The organism is Pseudomonas versuta (genome assembly GCF_001294575.1).
Lineage (GTDB): Bacteria > Pseudomonadota > Gammaproteobacteria > Pseudomonadales > Pseudomonadaceae > Aquipseudomonas > Aquipseudomonas versuta.
The window spans coordinates 4,115,326-4,132,366 of the sequence record NZ_CP012676.1 but is presented as its reverse complement, the minus strand read 5'-3'; the positions used below and the strand labels follow the sequence as shown (position 1 = coordinate 4,132,366).

11 protein-coding genes are annotated in these 17,041 nt (G+C 59.5%); 3 read left to right on the top strand and 8 right to left on the bottom strand.

The features are described from left to right. Positions 1-7: 7 nt before the first annotated feature. The 3 genes from AOC04_RS18460 to AOC04_RS18450 are packed head-to-tail and all read right to left on the bottom strand — an operon-like array spanning position 8 to position 1,750. Positions 8-268 (bottom strand): phosphopantetheine-binding protein, encoded by a 261-nt coding sequence (locus AOC04_RS18460; RefSeq protein ID WP_060695901.1) that lies wholly within the window; start codon positions 266-268, stop codon positions 8-10. Then, positions 249-1,055, bottom strand: a complete 807-nt coding sequence (locus AOC04_RS18455; RefSeq protein ID WP_060695899.1) for a lysophospholipid acyltransferase family protein — start codon at positions 1,053-1,055, stop codon at positions 249-251. Before AOC04_RS18455 ends, AOC04_RS18460 begins: the two co-directional genes overlap by 20 nt. Next, positions 1,031-1,750, bottom strand: a complete 720-nt coding sequence (locus AOC04_RS18450; protein ID WP_060695897.1) for a beta-ketoacyl synthase chain length factor — start codon at positions 1,748-1,750, stop codon at positions 1,031-1,033. The genes AOC04_RS18455 and AOC04_RS18450 overlap by 25 nt, the downstream gene beginning before the upstream one ends. Before the next feature lie 314 nt (positions 1,751-2,064). Here AOC04_RS18450 and AOC04_RS18445 point away from each other — a divergent pair, with 314 nt between their 5' ends. Continuing rightward, positions 2,065-2,838, top strand: coding sequence for a ParA family protein (locus AOC04_RS18445; RefSeq protein WP_060695895.1), 774 nt, complete (start codon positions 2,065-2,067; stop codon positions 2,836-2,838). Here AOC04_RS18445 and trxC read toward each other — a convergent pair. The 4 genes from trxC to AOC04_RS18425 form a co-directional block, all read right to left on the bottom strand. Beyond that, entirely contained in the window at positions 2,835-3,275 is a 441-nt protein-coding gene (gene trxC / locus AOC04_RS18440; protein ID WP_060695893.1) for a thioredoxin TrxC, read from the bottom strand. The genes AOC04_RS18445 and trxC overlap by 4 nt on opposite strands. Before the next feature lie 187 nt (positions 3,276-3,462). Continuing rightward, on the bottom strand, positions 3,463-4,926 hold the full coding sequence (selO, locus tag AOC04_RS18435) for a protein adenylyltransferase SelO (protein WP_060695891.1): 1,464 nt from the start codon (positions 4,924-4,926) through the stop codon (positions 3,463-3,465). Between the two features lie 106 nt (positions 4,927-5,032). Then, positions 5,033-8,374, bottom strand: a complete 3,342-nt coding sequence (gene mscK / locus AOC04_RS18430; RefSeq protein WP_060695890.1) for a mechanosensitive channel MscK — start codon at positions 8,372-8,374, stop codon at positions 5,033-5,035. A gap of 35 nt (positions 8,375-8,409) precedes the next feature. Beyond that, a complete protein-coding gene (locus AOC04_RS18425; RefSeq protein WP_060695887.1) occupies positions 8,410-10,152 on the bottom strand; it encodes a potassium/proton antiporter in 1,743 nt (580 codons plus the stop codon). A gap of 286 nt (positions 10,153-10,438) precedes the next feature. On the opposite strand from AOC04_RS18425, the gene AOC04_RS18420 reads away from it, so the two are divergent. After that, positions 10,439-11,020, top strand: a complete 582-nt coding sequence (locus AOC04_RS18420) for a hypothetical protein (protein WP_060695885.1) — start codon at positions 10,439-10,441, stop codon at positions 11,018-11,020. A gap of 88 nt (positions 11,021-11,108) precedes the next feature. On the opposite strand, the gene putA is transcribed toward AOC04_RS18420, so the two are convergent. Further along, on the bottom strand, positions 11,109-15,062 hold the full coding sequence (putA, locus tag AOC04_RS18415) for a trifunctional transcriptional regulator/proline dehydrogenase/L-glutamate gamma-semialdehyde dehydrogenase (RefSeq protein ID WP_060695883.1): 3,954 nt from the start codon (positions 15,060-15,062) through the stop codon (positions 11,109-11,111). A gap of 475 nt (positions 15,063-15,537) precedes the next feature. Here putA and putP point away from each other — a divergent pair, with 475 nt between their 5' ends. After that, the gene (gene putP / locus AOC04_RS18410) at positions 15,538-17,025 is read left to right on the top strand and encodes a sodium/proline symporter PutP (protein WP_060695881.1); all 1,488 of its coding nucleotides are present in this window, start codon (positions 15,538-15,540) and stop codon (positions 17,023-17,025) included. Positions 17,026-17,041: the final 16 nt, after the last annotated feature.

Sequence of the window (17,041 nt, the reverse complement as noted above, 5' to 3'; positions counted from 1 at the left end):
TTCGGTCTCAGGCAGCCTGTTTGGCAGTGACAAAAGCCGCAAGGCTGGCCACGTTGGAAAAGTGATCGCGGGTGTCTTTGGCGTCGGCGTCTATTTTGATGCCGTAGGTTTTTTGAATCGCCAGGCCCAGTTCCAGGGCGTCAACCGAATCGAGCCCCAGGCCTTCGCCAAACAGGGTCTGTTCATCGCCGATATCGTCGACGCTGATGTCTTCCAGACCCAGGGCGTCAATGATCAGCTGTTTGATGTCACGTTTCAGATCGCTCATCTATGGCGAGCTCCTTAATAAAGTAGTCATGCACGAAGTCGTTTAGCAGGCGCGACGCTTTGGGCGGCGGGCCAAGTACGGCAAAGGTTTGTGGATCTATATCGGCCCCGACACGAAAACTGAAGTGCATGCGTTGTTTGGGGATCCGATACCAGGGTTCAGCCTTGGTCAGCGAGGTTGGATTGACCGTGATCACCACCGGGGTGAGGATCTTCGCACCCCGCAGCGCAATGGCGGCAGCGCCGCGATGAAAGGCAGGTGCATGGCCGGGCCGGGTGCGCGTCCCCTCCGGGAAAATAATCAGGGTCTGGCCTTCTTTGAGCGCCCCGGCGGCGTTGTCGAGCATGTCGACACTGCCGTCATTGCTGATGTATTGCGTGGCCCGTACCGGGCTGCGGGTGAACGGGTTTTGCCACAGGCTTTGTTTGACCACGCAGTTGGTGTCGCGCATCAGGCCGATCAAAAACACCACGTCAATAAGCGACGGATGGTTGGCAATGATCATTTGCCCGGGCCGGCCCAGACGTTCTGCGCCATGCAGTTCATAGCTCAGCACGCCGGTACGCGTCATAAAGCGGATAAACAGCCAGAACAGTCGGCTGACGGTGTAACGCGCACGTTGACGGTGGCGTACTGCATCGCCGGGCAGGCAACTCAGAAGCGGGAAAACCACCAGACGCAGGCTCAGGCCGCCGAGCCCGAACAGCGTGAAGCTTGCGGCTGTGGCGATCAGGCGCCAGTAATAGACATCGCTGCGCCTGCTCACGGGGTGCGTTGCCAGTTCCAGACACGGCTTTTCCAGGCGTGTTGGAACGAGGTGCGCTCATCGAGCAGGTGGCGTACCAGTTCCAGGGCATGGGGCCACCGGGTGCCGGTCGAAGAGGGCGCGCCAGTGGCGAGCGACAGCTGCCATTGTTCGCCGGGCTCAAGCAGCAGGCCTACGGCATAGGGGAACGGCACGTCGTCGATCCAGCGCGCATAAGCCTCGGGAGGTTGTTCTTCGGTAATCACCAGCAGTACCGCTGGTGCGCCTTCGTTGAGCAGTGCACAGGCTTCGATCAGGCCGTGTTCCAGGCCATCGCCCGCTGCTGCGAGGGCGGTCATCTCGCTGGTCTCGCCCCGCATGATCGACCACAGGCCAATCACGGCGTTGTGCACCGAGAGGCTGAACTGAGTGGGTGACAGGGGTTGCGCTGCGCCAAGGTCGCTGAGAATGTCGAAGGTGCGCGGGGTTTCGCCGTGGCGGGAGACAAACACCAGCGGCAGGTCTGCGACACCTTCTGCCAGTGGCCAGCCGACGCTGAATGCCATGCGTGCCAGGCGGCTGAGACGACGGCGTTGCATGGCAGGCAAAAACGAGACGTCGGGGGCGCTGTCGCTGACGGCGAGCGTGCGGGGTTGCTGGCTCCAGGCCCGCCAATCGGCCACGCTGTCGAGGCCCGGAGCCCAGGCGCGCCATGCGGCAATATTGAAATTAATCACTGCAGGTCTATCCCGCCCTTGCGGGCTTCCTTGATACGGAGGTAGGCAGCGATCAATGCGGCACCTATTACAAAGTGGCGGCATTATCCCGGTGCGGTTGGCTCGTAGCAAACATCGCTTGCATTTTGAATCGGGTTTTTTGCCCGCTGCGGAAGAAAAAGCTGTCTTTTTGCCATTATTGAACTACGGATAGCCTTTATGACTTCCAAATCAGCGATATGTTCGCTGGAGCTCAAGTACATTTCGCGCCAAGGTAGCGAAGCGTCACAAATGGCATCTACACTCGGGCACTTATTGATACACGGAGGTTTGAAATGCGTCGCGTGGTGTTCAATCAAAAAGGTGGCGTGGGCAAGTCCAGCATCGCCTGTAATCTGGCGGCAGTCAGCGCCAGCGAAGGCTACCGGACATTGTTGGTGGACCTGGATGCGCAGGCCAACTCCACTCAATACCTCACAGGGCTTACGGGCGAAGACATCCCTATGGGGATCGCCGACTTCTTCAAACACAGTTTGTCGGCCGGGGTGGGAAGCAAGAAGAATCGGGTCGATATTTACGAAACGCCCTTCGAGAACTTGCACGTTATTACCGCCACCGCCGAACTGGCTGATCTGCAGCCAAAACTTGAAGCCAAGCACAAGATCAACAAGTTACGAAAGTTGCTCGATGAACTGGCCGAAGACTATGACCGGATTTACGTCGATACCCCGCCTGCATTGAATTTTTATGCCGTATCGGCGCTGATTGCCTGCGATCGGGTACTGATCCCTTTCGACTGCGACAGCTTTTCGCGGCAGGCCCTGTATGGCCTGCTGGCGGAGATCGAAGAGCTTAAAGAGGACCACAACCAAGACCTGCAGGTCGAAGGCATCGTGGTTAATCAGTTCCAGGCCCGTGCCAGTCTGCCCCAGCAAATGCTCGACGAACTGATGGCTGAAGGTTTGCCCGTACTGCCGGTGTATCTGGGCAGCTCAGTGCGTATGCGCGAATCGCACCAGGCCAGTCAGCCGCTGGTCTACTTTGACCCGCGACATAAACTGACCCGCCAGTTTGTTGAGTTGCACGATTATCTGGACCAGAACGCCTAAGCGCTGATGCCGTGGCTTTGCAGCCATGCCTTGAGTTGTTGCAACGGGAAGGCGCCGCTTTGACGGGCAATTTCCTGGCCATTCTTGTACAGGATCAAGCTGGGGATCGAGCGAATCCCCAGTTGCGCGGCCAGTTGCTGGTTGGCCTCGCTGTCGAGTTTGGCCAGGCGGCATTTTCCGACCAACTGGCCGGCCGCCTGTTCAAATACGGGCGCGAACGCTTTGCACGGTCCGCACCACTGCGCCCATACGTCCACCAATAGCGGCAGATCACCCTTGATCTGACTGCTGTAGTCGGTTTGCTTCAAGTCGAAAGGCCTGGCGAGCAGCACCTCATTTTTGCAGCGTCCGCACTTTGGCTGTTCGCCCACACGAGCCGCGGGAATGCGGTTCAGGCCATTGCAGTGAGGGCAGGGGATGAGTAGCGGATCGGTCATTTCAAATACTCCGGTATCGGGCTGGTTGCAGATGCCAACCAGTCGCTGGCAAGCCAGCTCCCACAAGTCATGCACACGTCTTTAGAAGGTGCAGTTCAGCAGATGATGGGTGGATGCGCCACTGGCCGGACCAGTGTAAAGGTGCAGCAATCGGCAGCCCCGGTGAGCTGCCGCGCATTCATGGCTGTTACGACGAACAACTGATCTCCAGATGCTTGCCCCACTCGGGCGGGCGTTCGGCATAACTCTGCATGCCCGCTTGTTCGGTGAACGGCTGGGTCAGCACCTGGTGCAGGCGCCGTACTTCGCTGTAGTCCCCCGCCTCAGCCGCATCGATGGCCTTTTGCGCCAGATAGTTTCGCAGGATGTACAGCGGGTTGACCGCGTGCATGCGCTCGCGGCGGGCGTTTTGATCGGTCACGCCATCACGTGCGACCCGATCGACATACTGTGCCGCCCACTCGTCAAATCCCTTGAGGTCGACAAACTCGTCACGCAGTCGGGCCACGGCCTGTCTGGCCGGTTCATCGCCCAGGCGACGGAAGAACAAGGTGTAGTCGATGCTGCTGCCTTGCATGCGCTGCAGCAGGGTTTCGATCAATTTTTGATCATCGTCTTCAGCGGTGGTCAGGCCCAGTCGGCGGCGCATCAGATCGGTGTAATGGGCCTGGTACAACGGCAGGAACAGGCCCAGGGTTTCGCGCAATGCTTCGACGCTGATGAACGGTGTCAGCGCCTGGGCCAGTGCGCTGAGGTTCCACTGACCAATGGGCACCTGGTTGCTGAAGGCGTAGCGCCCTTCATGGTCGGAATGGTTGCAGACGAAGTTGGCGTCGAAGTCGTCGAGGAAAGCGAACGGACCAAAGTCGAAGGTGATGCCCAGAATCGACATGTTGTCGGTGTTCATTACCCCGTGGCAAAAACCGTAGGCCTGCCATTTGGCGATCAGTTCGGCGTTGCGCTCGACGATCTCGCGGAACATCGCCAGATACGGTTCCGGCTGTTCCAGGCACTCGGGGAAGTGCAGCGCCAGTACATGCTCGCCCAGCTGTTTTTGTTGCTCGGGCTGCTTGGTGTAGTAGAAGTACTCGAAATGCCCGAAGCGCACATGGCTCTGCGCCAGACGCAGGACCATGGCCGCGCGCTCCTGTTTCTCGCGCCACACCGGGGTGTCCGAGCCGATCACGCACAGTGCGCGGCTGCTGGGGATGCCCAGTGCATGCAGTGCTTCGCTGGCGAGGAACTCGCGGATCGATGAACGCAGCACGGCGCGGCCATCGCCCATACGCGACCAGGGCGTCATGCCGGCACCTTTGAGGTGCAGGTCCCAGTGCTCGCCTGCCTGGTTGTACACCTCACCCAGCAGCAGCCCGCGACCGTCACCCAGGCGCGGGTTATACGAGCCGAACTGATGGCCGGAATAGACCATGGCGCGGGGTTCGGCGTCAGCCCACAGGGTGTGGCCGCTAAACAGCTGGGCGAACACCGGGTCGCGGGCGACAGCCGGGTCAAGGTCGAGCAGGGCCATCGCCGCATCGCTGGCAACCACCAGGCGCGGCGCGTCGATGGGTTCGGGCAGCACGTGGGTCGAAAAGGCATCACCCAAACGGGCGAAACGGTTATCGAAGGTCAGTTCGTCGAGGGCTTTCAATGACCGTCTCCAGTGAAAAATGGGGGGCGTGTCGTCTGTAGGAGCGAGCTCTGTGCGGCTATGTGGAAAAGCTCGCGAGCAAGCTCGCTCCTACAGGGGGAAGTGATCAGTCCAGCTTGCCCAGTTGCGGCTTTTGCGGCGCTGGCGTCTCGGACTGCGCTTGCGGCTCTACCGGTACCAGTTTGTATTCCTCGCCCTGGAGGTTCTTAAGGTAAACCTCCATCTGCTGGAACGAGATGTTGATGTGGTGGTTCTTGAACTCGCGGTTGATAAAGCGGTTCACTTCGTCGATTACCGGGTTGCGGTCGCCCAGATCCCGCACATGCATGCGCAGTTCGTGGTCCAGGGTGCTGGTGCCGAAATTGAGGAAGTACACGTGAGGCTCAGGCTCTTTGAGCACTCGCGGGTTTTCCTGGGCGGCCTTGAGCAACAGTTGTTTCACCAGGTCCAGGTCAGACCCGTAGTCGACACCCAGCTTGAGGGTGACGCGGGTGATGGTGTCGGTCAGCGACCAGTTGATCAGTTGCCCGGTGATGAAGGTTTTGTTCGGGACAATGATGTCCTTGCGGTCGAAGTCGGTGATGGTGGTCGCGCGGATGCGGATCTTGCTCACGGTACCCGACAGGTTGCCGATGGTGATGGTGTCGCCGATGCGCACCGGACGCTCGAACAGGATCATGATGCCGGAGATAAAGTTGGCGAAGATTTCCTGCATGCCGAAACCCAGGCCCACCGAGAGGGCGGCCACCAGCCATTGCAACTTGTCCCAGCTCACGCCGAGGGTCGACAGGGTGGACACAAAGCCGATGCCGATAATCACGTAGGTCAGCAAGGTGGTGGTGGCATAGGCGCTGCCCTGGCCCAGGTCGAGCCTCGACAGTACCAGTACCTCAAGCAGGCCGGGCAGGTTGCGCGCCAGTGCAATGCTGATGCCGATGATGATCAGTGCGCCGATCACATCGCCAATACTGATGGGCACCATGCTCATGTTGGCACCGGTGCCGCTGGTGTACTCATAGAGGGTGATGTTGTCGAGGTAGGAAAATACCGAGATCAAGTCGGCCCACACCCAGTACAGCACGCCGATAAAGCCCGCGAGCAGGGCCAGGCGAATCAGGCGCAGCGACTGCTGGTTGACCTGTTCGATGTCCAGTGTCGGCTCTTCAATGATGATGTCGTTGCCTTCGCCGGCTTCCTTGGCGGCCTGGCGTTTGGCCAGAGCGCGCTGATAGGCCAGGCGTCGCGCCGCCACGGCCAGACCGCGAACAAAGGCGGCTTCGATGACCATCCACAGCATCAGCAGGTACAGGGTGTTGATCAAGCGGTCGCTGAGTTTAAGGGCGGTGTAGTAATAGCCAAAACACACGGCCACAAATAAGGCGATGGGCAAGATGGCAAACAGAAAGCCGAGGAACTTGCGCAGGCGATAGGCTTTTTTCTCGGTCTTGTCGTTGAGCAACAGGCGCATCAGCAGCCAGGCCATGGCGGCATAACAGCTCAGGACTACGAGTATGCCCAGTACGTCTTCGGCCAGTGCAGCCGGTTGTTGTTCGGCAAAGGCCACCACTGCGACCAGGGCCAGCACCACAAAGCCGAGCTTGCGGATCCAGTTCTGGAGGAATTCAACCAGCGGTTTTTCCCAGCGGAAATGCAGCTCGGCCACGCCGCCAGGCGCCAGGATCCGGTACGCGGTATAGAACACCAGCCAGGCCTCGGCCATTTGAATCAGGGCCGCTCCGGTGTTGCTGTTCATTCCCCGGGCATCAATCTGCAGGGCGTAACCGCACAGCGCCAACGCCAGCGATACCGGCATTGCCAGCAGGATGTTGATCAGGATCGCCAGTGGCGTGTGCCATTGGCTGTCGCGTTTGAAGTGGCCAATGTCCTGGTGGATTTTATTCAGCTTGCGGTACAGGTAGCTGCGCTTCCACAGCAGGCCCACCATCAACAGCACAAACGGCAGGAATAGCAGCGGGCGCTTGGACAAACCGTCGGCGACTTCGCTGAAACTTGACGTCCAGGGCAGGGTGACGACTTGTCGCTCCAGTTGGCGTGGCGCACCTTCCAGCCATTCCAGGTCCAGCGGTTTATTGCTGGGGATCCAGAACATTTGCTCATCAAGGGTGGCGCGCAGGCTCTGCGCGGTGCTGACCAGCTGTTTCTGGTTCAGTTGCAGGGTGATCGATTCATTGAGCAACGAGCTTAATTCGCGGTTCAGACGGTCGAGCAGATCACTGCGGGTGTTAACCAGTTCAAGCAGGGTTTTGCGCAGTTGAGGGGTTACTTGATCAGCGGGTTGAGTCGACAGCAGGTTGTCGACGTAGGTCGTCGGATTGCTGATCAGCTCGCGCTGCTGGTTGATCTCGAACTGATACAGACGAATATCGGCGATTTCATCTGCCAGATTCTTGTCCATCTTCTGCACGCGCGGTAGCGCCTGCTTCTGCTTATAGAGAATCTTGGACAGCAACAAGCTGCCTTTGAGCACGCTGATTTGCTCATCCAGCGCTTGATCGCTCTGGGTAACGTTATCCAGCAGTTGCTTGGTTTCGAGGTTCTGCTGGGTGACCTCGTTGAGACGGTCGGTGCTGCGCAGCAGGTAGTCCGAGAGCTTGAGGTTGATCGCGCTTTCGGTTGCCAGCAGGCTGCTGCTGCCGGACTTTTGCGCCTCGATCGATTGTTCGGTCACGGTCTGCTGTGAGTAGGCCAGGCGCTTCTGGTTGATCAGGGTTTGCAGCTCCTGAATTTCCTGATCCTGGCGCGTGGTTTTTTCCAGCAGCAGATCGTGCTGGCTGCCGCTCAGGTCTTGCAGTTGGCTGTTGCCCGCCAGTTCCTGGCGGCGCAGGGCAATCAATGCGGTGAGCGAAGCGGCTTCGGCGTTGAGCTGGTTGCGCTGGTCGGCGTTGAGCAATTTGCCATTGTCGCGACCGGTTTTCAGGATGTTGCTGATTTCCTGGATGCGCGTCTGGCTGTTGCTGATTTCTGCCTGAGCACGCTCTGGTCGGGTCTGGGCGGCGATGCTCTGGCTATTGGCGCTGGCCAGGGATTTTTGCAGTTCGCCCTGTTGCGTGGTGCGGTCGGCCAGCATCTGTTCCAGCTGCGGCACGGTCATGCCACTGTAGCGCTGGGCTACCGGCAGGGGTTTTGTGGCCTTGAGCCGGGCCAGTTCCCGCTGGTTTTCTGTAGTTTGGCGGGGTGCATTGGCCAGCAGCTCTTTGACATCGTTCAAACGCTGTTCGTAATCGGCTTTGTTGGCCAGCAGACTGAGGGTCTGCTGGAGCACCGTTTGCAAGGCTTTCTGATCGGCCTCTGGCAGTTTGCGATCAGCTATTTTGTCCAGGCTTTGCTGCACCGCCTCAGCGGAGGGCGGTTCGGCGGCCTGGAGCATGCCGACACTAAGGCTCAGGCCGAGCAGGACTGTTGCGAAAAACGTGCGCAGAGTTGGCATAGATACCGGTCAGACAAGGGTCGAAAAGTGAGAGTTTAGAGGAACAACCCCGGACCCGGGGCACTTCCTTCGGGGAATCTGACGCCCACTTTGGCTATCTTGTTCCCGTCCATGACCGCCACTGTCCAAATGGTGTTGTTCCACTCCACCTGGTCGCCGACCACCGGTGCACCACCGACTTTCTGTGCAATGAAGCTGCTGAGTGGCATGTCGGGGTCGATGCCGTCGAGCTTGAGACCGTACAGCGCCGACACCGCGCCCAGCCGGGCGTCGCCTTCGAGCACAAAATCGCCGAAGAAGCGCAGGTCCAGGCCACGGGTCGGCGGCAGGCTGAACAGCTTGCCCAGGGCCGGCAAATTGTGTTCGTGACCGATCACGCACAGTAAATCGCCGATTTCGAGGGTGGTACTGCCCGACGGGTGGAGCAATTTCTGGTCGCGGAACAACGCCGCGATACGGGTGCCCTCCGGCATTTTCAGTTCCCGCAGGGCCGCGCCGATGCACCAGTTTTGTGCGTCGAGCCGGTAAACGAACAGCTCCCACTCACTGGTCGGGTGGACCTCAAGTGCTGCGCGCGATACCGGTGCCAAGTCAGGCGGCACGGTAACTTTCAACAGTTTTGCAACCCAGGGCAGGCTGGTGCCTTGTACCAGCAGCGATACCAGCACGATAAAGAATGCCAGGTTGAAGTACAGCTGAGCATTGGGCAGACCGGCCATCAGCGGGAACACCGCCAGAATGATCGGTACAGCACCGCGCAGGCCGACCCAGGAGATAAAGGCTTTTTCGCGTGAGTGGAAGGCCTTGAAGGGCAGCAGGCCGACTATCACCGACAGTGGCCGTGCGAACAGGATCATCCACAGTGCCAGCGCCAGTGCTGGCACGGCGATCGGCAGCAAGTCGTGCGGGGTGACCAGCAAACCCAGAACCAGGAACATGCCGATCTGTGCCAGCCAGGCCATGCCGTCGAGCATGTGCAAAATGCCGTGGCGGCTGCGGATCGGGCTGTTGCCGATCACCAGGCCGCACAGATAAACCGCGAGGAAGCCGCTGCCATGCAGGGCGTTGGTCAGGGCGAACACCACCAGGCCGCCAGCGATCACCAGAATCGGGTACAGGCCGTTGGCCAGGTGGATGCGGTTGACCATTTGCAGCAGCAGCCAGCCTCCCGCCAGGCCCACCGCGCCACCGATCGCGAACTCGCGCAGCAAGTTAAGCAGCAGGCTCAAATGCAGGCCGGTTTCGCCGCTGGCAAGCATGTCGATCAGGGTGACCGTGAGGAACACCGCCATCGGATCGTTGCTGCCGGACTCGATCTCGAGACTGGCCGAGACCCGTTCGTTCAGGCCTTTACCGCCCAGTAACGAGAACACCGCCGCGGCATCGGTGGAGCCGACAATGGCGCCGATCAACAAGCCTTGAATCATGTTCAGGTTGAACAGCCAGGCCGCCATCATCCCGGTCAGGCCGGTGGTGATCATCACCCCGACCGTGGCCAGCGACAGTGCGGGCCATAAGGCCACCCGGAAGCTCGAGACCCGGGTGCGCAAGCCGCCGTCGAGCAAGATCACTGCCAGGGCGAGGTTGCCCACCAGGTACGCAGTCGGGTAATTGTCGAAAATAATCCCGCCGCCATCGACACCTGCCGCCATGCCCACCGCGAGGATGATGACCAGAATCGGGATGCCCAGACGCGAGGACAGTGAGCTCACCAGAATGCTTGCACCTACCAGCAACGCGCCGATCAAGAACAGGCTGTTGATGGTCGTCGCATTCAAAGGCAGTACTCCGGAAAACTTCAAAGACAGGGCGCAAACGGCTCATGCAGTCTGCGTGCCAGCGATTCTAACCTGCGTTCTTGGCGGACTGTCAAAAAGGTTTTTAAGGGCATGACGCCAGCAGTAGCCAGCGTGCTCGTGCGGTGTTTGTGGCGTGCGCGGCTTCACAGAAGCTTCGGATCCAGTGATGGCGCTTTTTCTTACGCAAGAAAGGGAGCAAGACTGCATTTTTTTGCATGAGTGAATTGTATCTATACACATCTTCTTCTTGATGAATGGATGAGTCATGAAAACCACCACTGCCGATAACGCCTGTGTGCCGGATGGGAAACGGCCATTTTTTGACAGCCCGGGCGAGTTGTATGTTGTGTCCGTCAGCAAATTTGTACTGTTGTATCTACTGACCGGTGGCGGCTACATCTTCTATTGGTCCTACCGTAACTGGACGTCGTTCAGAGCCGTCAGCAGGGTCGACATCATGCCCGCCATGCGTGCTGTGTTCTGGCCTTTTTTCATTCTTGAACTGTTCGACAAAATTCAGAAGAGCCTGGACATCAGCGGGCGCTCATACCGTTGGTATTCCGAAGCCAGGGCGTTGCTGATCATGTTGCTGGTCATGATCGCCATCCTGTTGTCGCTGTTTTTTGATCGTCCCTCGGACACCGGCTTTGTGCTGGTGGCCGATGCAGTGCTGGTAGTAGCGGGTGTGTTCCTGTTCATCGGCGCCCAGCGCGCAATCAATGTCTTGGGTGATGACCCGCAAGGCCGCAGCAATCACGCGTTCAGCAGCGCGAACCTGCTGTGCACACTGGCGGGCGGGATAGCTTTGGCGTTTGTGGTCTATATCGAGTTCGCTGGCCGGCCCTGAGCAACAGGGTGTGCGGGTTGTATTTGTGAAGGCATAAAAAAACCGGACACCCTTGGGGGCGTCCGGTTTTTCATGTTTCAGCCAGCTGTCAGCCGATCGTCATCAAACTTGCGTTACCACCAGCTGCCGCGGTGTTGACGCTCAGTGCGCGCTCGATCACCAGGCGTTCCAGGGCGATGTTGGTCTCGCCCTGGGACAGGCCCTGTACGCCGATAATGGCGCCCGGACGTTTTGCCACTTGCTGGCAGACGTCACGAAGTTGATCGCAGTCGCCGTGATGGACAACGGCGTCGAAGATGACGTCGTCCTTGGTCCAGTCTGGCACCCGAGTAATGCGCGCCTTCACTTCTTTTGGCAGGCGTGCAACCAGTGCTTTGGCCAGTTCGCTTTCCGGCAGGACTGCCGTGCTGCCTACGGCCAAGACCGCAGCCAGCTGGGTCAGCAGGTCGCTTTCAACTTCGGCCAGGCACAGCACGTGCTCGCGCGGCAGGATGGCGTAGCTGTTGCGTTCGCCAGTCGGGCCGTTCAGCAGGCGGGTGATGCCGCTTTGCGAATGTGCTGCGTACTCGCCGCACAGCTCTGCCAGCGCAGGTTGCTGGTTGCTGGTGGCCCAGGCTTGCAGGGCGTTGAGCGGTTTGCTCATTACTTCGCGGGCCTGGGTGTCCGGAGCGGTGATGGCGTCGACTTTGGCGAATGATTGCTCGATCGCGTTGGCCGGGCGGGTCGACAGCAGGCGGTACAGGTACAGCGGGCCACCGGCTTTAGGGCCGGTGCCTGACAGGCCTTCGCCGCCAAACGGTTGCACGCCGACCACTGCGCCTACGATGTTGCGGTTGACGTAGACGTTGCCGGCATTGACGTTGTTGACCACCTTGGCGATGGTTTCGTCGATACGGGTGTGCACGCCCAGCGTCAGGCCGTAACCCGAAGCGTTGATCTGTGCGATCAGCTGGTCGATGTCTTTGCGCTTGTAGCGAACGACGTGCAGGACCGGGCCGAAGATTTCGCGTTCCAGCTCGTCAAAGCTTTCCAGTTCAATCAGGGTCGGCATCACGAAGGTGCCGCGTTTGCACTCTTCGATGTCGGCAATGGCCATCTGGTAAACATTGCGACCTTTGTCACGCATGCCCTGGATGTGTTGCTCGATCCCGGCCTTGGCTTCGGCGTCGATCACCGGGCCAATGTCCACGTTCAGACGTTCAGGGTTGCCCATGCGCGATTCGGCCATGGCACCTTTGAGCATTTCGATGACGCGGTCTGCCGAATCTTCTTGCAGGCACAGTACGCGCAGGGCCGAGCAGCGTTGCCCGGCACTGTCGAAGGCCGAGGACACGACGTCGATGACCACTTGCTCGGTCAGCGCCGAGGAGTCGACGATCATGGCGTTCTGGCCGCCGGTTTCAGCGATCAGCGGGATTGGGCGACCCTGGGCATCCAGACGACCGGCCACGTTGCGTTGCAGCAACCGTGCGACTTCGGTGGAACCGGTAAACATCACCCCTTTGACCCGATCGTCGCCGACCAGGCGTGCACCTACAGTTTCGCCACGGCCCGGCAGCAGTTGCAGCACGCCCTCGGGAATACCGGCTTCCAGCAGAATGCGTACTGCTTGTGCCGCCACCAGCGGGGTCTGTTCCGCAGGCTTGGCCAGTACCGGGTTACCGGCAGCCAGCGCTGCAGCCACCTGGCCGCTGAAGATGGCCAGCGGAAAGTTCCACGGGCTGATGCAAACCACCGGACCCAGTGGGCGGTGGGCGTCGTTGGTCAGGTCGTTGCGTGCCTGTACTGCGTAGTAACGCAGGAAGTCGACCGCTTCACGAACTTCGGCAATGGCGTTGGCGAAGGTCTTGCCGGCTTCACGGGCCAGCAGGCCCATCAGTGGCTGGATTTCGGCTTCCATCAGGTCGGCAGCGCGTTCCAGAATCGCTGCGCGCTCGGCGGGCGGGGTGGCCTGCCAGATCGGGGCGTTGCTCAGGGCGCACTGAATGGCGTTGTCGGCATCTTCAACCGTGGCTTCCTGTACGTAGCCGACAACGTCACGCAGGTCGGACGGGTTGAGGACTGCTGCAGCCACTTCGTTGCTCGACGGGCAGCCGAGCATCGGCGCGGCCTTCCAGTCGTTATGGGCCGAAGCCAGCAGGGCGCAGGACAGCGAGGCCAGACGGTGTTCGTTGGCCATGTCGATGCCGCTGGAGTTGGCGCGCTCGCTACCGTACAGGTCACGCGGCAGCGGGATACGCGGGTGCGGCAGGCCGAAGCCGCCTTCCGCGGTCGCCATCTGCTCGATCTGGCTCACCGGGTCGGCCACCAACTGGTGGATCGAGATCGTGTGGTCGGCGATACGGTTAACGAACGAAGTGTTCGCCCCGTTTTCCAGCAGACGACGTACCAGGTACGCCAGCAGGGTTTCGTGGGTGCCGACCGGTGCGTACACGCGGCACGGACGATTCAGCTTGCCTTCGGAAACCTTGCCTACGACTTGCTCGTACAGTGGTTCGCCCATGCCGTGCAGGCACTGGAACTCGTACTGGCCCGGGTAGTAGTTCTGACCGGCGAGGTGGTAGATGGCCGACAGGGTGTGGGCGTTGTGCGTAGCGAACTGCGGGTAAATGGCTTCAGGTACGGCCAGCAGTTTTTTCGCGCAAGCAATGTAGGAAACGTCGGTGTACACCTTGCGGGTGTAGACCGGATAGCCTTCCAGGCCTTCGACCTGGGCGCGCTTGATTTCGCTGTCCCAGTACGCGCCTTTAACCAGGCGGATCATCAGGCGGTGACGGCTGCGGCGTGCCAGGTCGATTACGTAGTCGATCACGTACGGGCAACGCTTCTGGTAAGCCTGGATCACAAAACCGATACCGTTCCAGCCGCTCAGCTGTGGCTCGAAGCACAGGCGCTCGAGCAGGTCGAGCGACAGTTCAAGGCGGTCGGCTTCTTCGGCATCGATGTTGAGGCCGATGTCATATTGTTTGGCCAGCAGGGTCAGCGACAGCAGGATCGGGTACAGCTCGTCCATGACGCGTTCGTACTGGGCGCGGCTGTAGCGCGGGTGCAGGGCCGACAGCTTGATCGAAATGCCCGGGCCTTCGTAAATGCCGCGGCCGTTGGAGGCTTTGCCGATCGAGTGGATGGCTTGCTCGTAGGACGCGAGGTACTTCTGCGCGTCATGGGCGGTCAGTGCCGCTTCGCCGAGCATGTCGTAGGAATAGCGGAAGCCTTTGGCTTCAAAGCGCGTGGCGTTGGCCAGGGCTTCGGCGATGGTCTCGCCGGTTACAAACTGTTCGCCCATCAGGCGCATGGCCATGTCGACGCCCTTGCGGATCATCGGCTCGCCGCTTTTGCCGATAATCCGGCTCAGGGAGGAAGTCAGGCCTGCTTCGTTGTGGGTCGACACCAGCTTGCCGGTCAGCAACAGGCCCCAGGTGGCCGCGTTAACGAACAGCGACGGGCTGTTGCCCAGGTGCGGATGCCAGTTGCCGGTGCTGATCTTGTCGCGGATCAGGGCGTCACGGGTGCCTTTGTCCGGGATACGCAACAGCGCTTCGGCCAGGCACATCAGTGCCACGCCTTCCTGGGACGACAGGGAGAATTCTTGCAGCAGGCCCTGGACAATACCTGCACGGCCGCCAGCGCTCTTCTGATTGCGCAGTTTTTCGGCAATCGAGGCGGCCAGGGTTTGTGTGGCTTCCGCCATTGGCGCGGGCAGACGGGCCTGCTCCAGCAGCATGGGCACCACTTCCGGTTCCGGGCGGCGGTAGGCTGAAGTAATGGCTGCGCGCAATACGGATTGCGGCAGGATGCTTTCTGCGAACTCCAGGAAGCACTGATGCGCGTGGTCCGTTTGTACGTCGTCGGCGTCATCGCTGTTAATGCCAGGGATACCGCTCAACTCATTCAGGGTTGCACCACCCTCGAGTTTTTCCAGGTAATTGAAGATTGCCTGCTTGATCAGCCAGTGTGGCGTGCGATCAATCGAGGTCGCGGCGGCTTTGAGGCGCTCGCGGGTAGGGTCATCAAGTTTGACCCCAAGGGTGGTGGTAGCCATATTTTTATCCTCATGGGTGCCACATTTGCGTGGCAGCAGCTGGCGGCAAGATTAGCGCTGCGCTGATAGAGGTGCAACCTAGTGCAACCCGTTTTTTGTCGGAAAAATCGGCGGTGTGTCTAACCCGAATGTAGGCGCGAGCTTGCTCGCGAGCAAGCTCGCTCCTGCAGGGTGGGTGGTGTTTTGGCCGTTACGGTGAGTTCTTGCTCCGAAAAGGAGCAAAAAAGCTCGATTGAGTTGAAAATGCGACAAGGTGCAACTGTCGCGCAAGAAACTGGTTGCACCTTATTTGCTTTGTTGCATAGCATTCGCGGTTAAGGTGCAACCTCACTTGCGGATGGTTCATCGGCTGATGGATTTCCTGGGGAAACGTCAGTCATAAATGCGCGGCCAGGTTATTCGTCTCAGACAGGACGTTTGTGAGCGTACGGCCAGACCGCCGCTAAACATAAAAACAATGCCAGGGCTTTATTCAATGATCGTTAGTAATCCAACCCTGATCACGTTCGTGATCTATATCGCGGCAATGGTGTTGATCGGCTTTATGGCCTATCGCTCCACCAACAACCTTTCTGACTATATTCTCGGTGGCCGTAGCCTGGGCAGCGTAGTAACGGCACTGTCCGCTGGCGCCTCCGACATGAGCGGCTGGTTGTTGATGGGTTTGCCGGGTGCGATTTACATGTCCGGCCTGTCGGAAAGCTGGATCGCTATCGGTCTGGTAACCGGTGCTTACCTAAACTGGCTGTTTGTTGCCGGTCGCCTGCGGGTACAGACCGAGCACAACGGTGATGCACTAACCCTGCCGGATTACTTCTCCAGCCGTTTTGAAGACAACAGCGGGCTGCTGCGGATCATCTCGGCGATCGTGATCCTGGTGTTCTTCACTATCTATTGCGCCTCCGGCATCGTGGCCGGTGCCCGTCTGTTTGAAAGCACCTTCGGCATGTCTTACGAGACTGCACTGTGGGCAGGCGCTGCAGCGACCATTGCTTACACGTTCGTGGGCGGCTTTCTGGCTGTCAGCTGGACCGATACCGTCCAGGCAACTTTGATGATCTTCGCGCTGATCCTGACGCCGATCATCGTGCTGCTGGCCACCGGCGGCGTAGATACCACCTTCCTGGCGATTGAAGCCAAAGACCCAAGCAACTTCGACATGCTCAAGGGCACTTCTTTCATCGGCATCATCTCGCTGATGGGCTGGGGTCTGGGTTACTTCGGTCAGCCGCACATTCTGGCGCGTTTCATGGCTGCCGATTCGGTCAAGTCGATCGCCAAGGCGCGTCGCATCTCCATGACCTGGATGATCCTGTGTCTGGCCGGTACCGTAGCCGTGGGCTTCTTCGGTATTGCTTACTTCTCGGCGCACCCGGAAGTGGCAGGCCCGGTCAATGAAAACCCTGAGCGTGTGTTCATCGAGCTGGCCAAGCTGTTGTTCAACCCGTGGATTGCCGGTGTACTGCTGTCGGCCATTCTGGCTGCCGTGATGAGTACCCTGAGCTGCCAGTTGCTGGTGTGTTCCAGCGCCCTGACTGAGGACTTCTACAAATCTTTCCTGCGTAAAAATGCGTCCCAGAAAGAATTGGTATGGGTCGGTCGTCTGATGGTGCTGGCCGTTGCACTGATTGCTATCGCGCTGGCCGCTAACCCCGAGAACCGTGTTCTGGGCCTGGTGAGCTACGCATGGGCAGGCTTCGGTGCTGCTTTCGGTCCAGTGGTACTGATCTCGGTACTGTGGAAAGGCATGACCCGCAACGGCGCGCTGGCCGGTATTCTGGTCGGTGCCGTTACCGTGATTGTGTGGAAACACTTCTCGCTGTTCGGGCTGTACGAAATCATCCCGGGCTTCATCTTCGCCAGCATTGCCATTCTGGCAGTCAGCGCCATGGGCCAGGGCCCTAGCAAGAAGATGCTCGAGCGCTTCGACGCTGCCGAGAAAGACTTCCTGCAGAACAGCTAAATGCTTTGCGCCGGGT